The sequence below is a fragment of the Peribacillus loiseleuriae genome (genome assembly GCF_001183985.1).
Lineage (GTDB): Bacteria > Bacillota > Bacilli > Bacillales > DSM-1321 > Peribacillus > Peribacillus loiseleuriae.
On record NZ_LFZW01000003.1, the window covers coordinates 65,861 to 70,902 of the forward strand.

Sequence of the window (5,042 nt, forward strand, 5' to 3'; positions counted from 1 at the left end):
GTCTAGTTCACCTAAAGTTCATACGTCTTTCACGCAAAGTAATAAGATATTCACAAATAATCCACCTATTGTTCATGAACAATTCACCCAAGATGAAATCCATATGATTAAGGAAATGCTTAAATCGTGGCAAGAGGTTACCTCAACTACACAAACTAATGAGCAAAGTCTTTATAACCGCGTCAAACAGTTGCCACAAAGTGATAAAACAAGAAAGACTATTGTTATTGATCGTGCCATTGGTAAGCGTTTAGATGAGTTTTGTGAAGTTGAGAGGATCAATAAGTCTGATGTATTACATTTAGCATTAGCTGACTTTCTAGAAAAATATGAAAAGTGACCAAAAAAACAAAAAGGATTGGGTACCACTTAGGCATATATGATAAATAGTAGTACATACCCTTTAATGAAAAAGAACGATATGAAAAGGGAGTGACTATTGTGGTAATACGATATGCGAATAACTGGATTCCAACCAAAACACTCAGTGAAATGTCAGGTACAGAATATGATGTTCTAATTGTAGGGTCTGGACCTGGAGGGGGAGCTGCTTTACAAAGACTTTGTCAGCTGTGGAAAAAACAAGGGGCAAAAAAGATTGGAATATTGGAAAAGGGAGATAAGTTATTTCATTCCCATGGCCAAAATATTCCTACACAAAATGTAAATACGTCACGTGATCAACTTATTGCATACAATTCCACAACTATAGGTGATCGCCTGCCTCAATTTTCTGGCGCCAGAATGATATATGCTTTAGGAGGAAGGTCGTTGCTTTGGAATTGCGCAACTCCGAGACCGATTGATGAAGAACTGAGAAAATGGCCGATTCATCCCCGGGAACTAGATGTATATTATAGGACGGCAGAGAGATTACTGCATGTAACAACCGATTGGGCGAAAGGTTCCTCGTTACAAGAACAGATGTTAAGGAGGCTCCATGGTGCTGGGATTTTGGAAGCACAAGATATGCCACTTGCTCTTGATTTAGCACCTTCTAGGCAGGGCGAAGTCCATTCTAATGCTTGGTATAGTTCGATTAATGCAATGGCTGCAGCCTTGTTTGATCGCCCTTATGATCTCGCTGTAGATGCCTATGTGTATCGAGTCAGAACTCAAGGTGGAAAAGTGTCTGGTGTCGATGTATATGACGCTGACAAAAAATCACATAGGATTCGGGCAAAAAATGTAGTGGTTTCTGCAAGTACTTTAGAAACTCCGCGTTTATTGCTTAACTCTAACATAAAAGGGGATGCAATCGGTCGTTATTTAACAGGGCATGTATCGATGATTGGAATAGGAACAGTAAGTCGAAGACAGTTTTCTGATAGACTCGGTAATTTATCAATATTGAAATTTGAGACTGAAGATGATCCTTATCAAATTCAGATTCTTGGTCCTGACCAATATTGGTCCTATCAGCAATTCGAAGATAAAGCGTTGAAAGATCAGTTGATGATTGTTTATGCAACCTTTGGAAGAGTAGAACCTAGACGTGAAAACCGGGTATATATTGATCAAAGTCAAAAAGATGAATATGGTGTACCAATGCAACAAGTGCAATATTCATTAAGTAATAAAGATCGTCAAACAGCTGAACAAGTGGAACAAGGAATTAGAAAATCGGCAGCTGCTATGGGAGTGACTCTTGATGAGTCTTCATTAGTACTCCGACCTCCTGGTGCTGACATGCATGAGGCTTCCACATGTCGAATGGGGAATGATCCTGCAACATCGGCAACAAACCCTCATGGCCAAATACATGGAGTTCAGGGCCTGTATGTTGCAGATAACAGTGTTCTCCCAACCCTAACAGCAGCTGGTCCCACACTTACTGGCTCTGCTTTAGCCATTAGACTTGCAGATCATATAGTTCGTCAGTCTAGTTGAGTTTTGAACTAATAAATGTTGTAAATTCTTAGTTTTAAAGAATTGAGATTATGTTAATAGATTTATAAATGTATTTATCTATATCGTAGTACTCAATCCCCTTATATATAGAAAAAGGAAGGATTCCCCACCTTCCTTTTTTGAATTTCCAATAATATCTGATTATGTAAACTTTTAACCGGACAGTTGAGTGGAACTATATAATTAAATTTTCCATTAAACTATTTGTGGTTAATTCTGTCGTACTGATAGTAGGGAAAATGATAAAAAAGGTAAGAAGTGAGGTGAAAAAATGTCTTATACGGGCTCCAAGCTGATTTTTATTAAAATTATAGCTGCTATTGTTTCAGCCGTTGCATTTAGTTTGGGAGGTTCTTGGCAAACATACACACCAATATCCGAAAGACTGCCTGATATAGGGTATTACTCTTTTAGTGGTTTATTTGCTATCAATTTCGTTCCAAGCTTTTTTATTTTTATAATATTAGGTGTAATCTTATCATCTGTTATTGATAGCATAATTATTAAGAAGTTTAATTTGAAAGGGATTAAAGGTATCCTTACAATGGTATTGGCTTACTTGTTGCTGGGTGTTATTAGTGGCGTTATATTTTCCATTTTCTTTTTTAGAATTGATTTTATTATTAACTACATTTTTATTTCAATTTTAGGAGCCATGATTTTTCTCTTTTTTCAAACAGTATTTCAGTTTGGTTTTTATAAATTAGCTAAATAAAATAAATTCGTTATTGTATTAACGGGTTACTTTATTCAACAGCACGACCACCAATTTGGTGGTCTTTTCAATGTACGAAAATAACTAAAAACGTACATTCATTTTAAAGGAAAAAAATTTGTCCTTATTCCACTGACAGATTACTTTAAGAGAGAAAAGGGAGCAGATTAAAAGTTCTGCTCCCCTTGTACCAGTTTTAAATTAACTAACAATCTTCAGCTTTATAATGGTGTAATGGTGGTGGAACTAACCATCCTTTTTCTTTATTTAGTCGTAGAGCTTTAGCTCCGAGTGCCGCCTTTTGAATATGAAACTGCCCGAACATTATAGCAATGTCTTCTCGAATGCATTGCCCCATAATTGTACTACACGATACTAATCCTGCCGCAATGCTCATTGAAAGAGCAGCTGCTATTTCGGGGTCCTGAAATCGTGCTCCAGCAGGAATGTCCTCTAAGCATGCTTTAGGTCGCTCAGGAGGTGTTGGAGGTAGGCCAATTCCATTTGCTTTTAATAAAGTTTCAATCTGTTTAATTTCTTGTTGCCCACCCTGAATGGTTTCCTCAAGTAATTTTTGCAAGTCTTCATCACCGGCATGATTTAGGTGGGTTTGATAACCTGCGATTAGGCCTTTAACCGTTGTAAGAAACACCCACGTTCCAAAAACTTCTCCATAGTGCATTGGTTCATCTGTTGGATTTCCACTTAAAATTCCCATTGTAATCCTCCTAATTAAATTCACAATTAGTGCCACCCTTCTTCAAAGCACATATCTTTATGTTTTTCAATCTGTTGCTATTTAATTCATTATTTTGTTTGTGAGTTATTTGAAAGGGGGCAGTTCAGCAAGCGAAGTTATTGTGTAATTAACGAGGAATTAAGTGGAATAAGTAGTAAAAAAGGATCTTTCGATTGAAAGATCTTTTTCTCATGCCTATAAGGTGAAGTCTTCATGGCTAAACCATTCTTGTGAATGTACGAAAATGTTTAAAATCATACATTCAGAAAAACACCTTCTTCTATTAGGGGAGGGTTAGTTGAGAGAACAGTAAATCGTTGCCTGTTGCTAATTGTCTTGTGAAAGCTAGTACAACGAGAGGTTATGACTATACCTCAAATATAATAACAACCAAGCATACATCCTTTACAAATAGGCAAATGCCTACCCCTCATTGAATATGGACACATACACTATTTTTGAAACAATTTGAGGAGGAGATATAAAATGGAAAGACAAGTTGGAGGTTATGGCTACGGCATGGGATATGGCGGTTATCCATCTCAGGGCATGGGATATGGCGGTTATCCATCTCAGGGCATGGGATATGGCGGTTATCCATCTCAGGGCATGGGATATGGCGGTTATCCATCTCAGGGCATGGGATATGGCGGTTATCCATCTCAGGGCATGGGATATGGCGGTTATCCATCTCAGGGCATGGGATATGGCGGTTATCCATCTCAGGGCATGGGATATGGCGGTTATCCATCTCACGGCATGGGATATGGTGGTTATCCATCTCAGGGCATGGGATATGGCGGTTATCCATCTCACGGCATGGGATATGGCGGTTATCCATCTTACGGCATGGGATATGGTGGTTATCCATCTTACGGCATGGGGTATGGTGGACATTACTGAGATGGTTCTTGCTAGCCTCATTAAATAATAATACGGATGCATTACTTAAATCCCAGGAGCCGATCAATAGCTCCTTTTTTTATTATCTGGACGAACTAAGAGAATGAAACCTATTTACATAAACATGGTTTTGATAGTCAGCAATCTTCATTTAATAACCAGCTTTAATTTAAAGAAGGACGGCCTATGACGGTCGTCCTTTTTGTTACTTATTTATTAGCAGAAGCCCCCGTAACCGCCACCGTAACCATAGCCGCCACCGCCGCCGAATCCGCCGAATCCACCGCCACAACTACATCCAATAATGATTAAGAGGATAAACAAAACAATTAACAAGGCAAAGCCGCCACCAAAACCACGACCGCCATCTACACAACCTGACATATACAAACATCTCCTTTTGTATTAAAGGAGGCACTTACTACTTGCATGGGCTACTTAATAGTATGTTGAAAATAATGAAATGTCACAAATATCCGCATGTTTATATGATGCAGGACTTTTTATTTAATAGGTAATCACCTATTTTGAGTGAAAATAAGCTCATTTACTAAATTAGGGCATAACATGGAAATGAGTATACGTCCTTCACAATAGAATGAAACGCAAGAAATATTGCCTCTCATAAAAGACAACCAAGATCTCCCCTTGGTTGTCTTTTATAGTTATCATTGTGCATGATGCTATGGGTGCTTGTGCGGCCGAGCCTAGGTCGTATCATATAGCGGGTGGGATTCCCGTCGAGAAAGAACTAGCCATTCACTCGTAGCGAGT

5 protein-coding genes and 1 pseudogene are annotated in these 5,042 nt (G+C 38.5%); 4 read left to right on the forward strand and 2 right to left on the reverse strand.

Annotated features, from left to right (window positions below; genetic code table 11):
- The 3 genes and pseudogenes from AC625_RS24900 to AC625_RS24910 form a co-directional block, all read left to right on the forward strand.
- Positions 1 to 340, forward strand: a pseudogene (locus AC625_RS24900) (hypothetical protein); the annotation flags it as partial.
- Between the two features lie 101 nt (positions 341 to 441).
- Positions 442 to 1,890: a GMC oxidoreductase gene (locus AC625_RS24905; protein WP_245645135.1), complete on the forward strand. Its 1,449-nt coding sequence runs from the start codon at positions 442 to 444 to the stop codon at positions 1,888 to 1,890.
- Positions 1,891 to 2,182: 292 nt separating this feature from the next.
- Positions 2,183 to 2,626 carry a hypothetical protein gene (locus AC625_RS24910; protein WP_049684107.1) on the forward strand — a complete coding sequence of 148 codons (444 nt, stop codon included), beginning with the start codon at positions 2,183 to 2,185 and terminating at the stop codon, positions 2,624 to 2,626.
- A 205-nt stretch (positions 2,627 to 2,831) separates the two neighbouring features.
- On the opposite strand, the gene AC625_RS24915 is transcribed toward AC625_RS24910, so the two are convergent.
- Positions 2,832 to 3,344 carry a DUF3231 family protein gene (locus AC625_RS24915; protein ID WP_049684108.1) on the reverse strand — a complete coding sequence of 171 codons (513 nt, stop codon included), beginning with the start codon at positions 3,342 to 3,344 and terminating at the stop codon, positions 2,832 to 2,834.
- A gap of 489 nt (positions 3,345 to 3,833) precedes the next feature.
- Between AC625_RS24915 and AC625_RS24920 the strand changes: the two genes are divergently transcribed.
- Complete coding sequence (locus AC625_RS24920) at positions 3,834 to 4,268, forward strand: hypothetical protein (RefSeq protein WP_245645136.1); 435 nt, start codon at positions 3,834 to 3,836, stop codon at positions 4,266 to 4,268.
- Between the two features lie 216 nt (positions 4,269 to 4,484).
- On the opposite strand, the gene AC625_RS26290 is transcribed toward AC625_RS24920, so the two are convergent.
- Entirely contained in the window at positions 4,485 to 4,652 is a 168-nt protein-coding gene (locus tag AC625_RS26290) for a YjcZ family sporulation protein (RefSeq protein ID WP_082191333.1), read from the reverse strand.
- Between the last annotated feature and the right edge of the window lie 390 nt (positions 4,653 to 5,042).

Excerpts from the sequence above, each read along its gene's own strand:
- AC625_RS24910 (WP_049684107.1), top strand. The coding sequence starts at position 2,183 with ATGTCTTATACGGGCTCCAAGCTGATTTTTATTAAAATTATAGCTGCT.
- AC625_RS24915 (WP_049684108.1), bottom strand. The coding sequence starts at position 3,344 with ATGGGAATTTTAAGTGGAAATCCAACAGATGAACCAATGCACTATGGA.
- AC625_RS26290 (WP_082191333.1), bottom strand. The coding sequence starts at position 4,652 with ATGTCAGGTTGTGTAGATGGCGGTCGTGGTTTTGGTGGCGGCTTTGCC.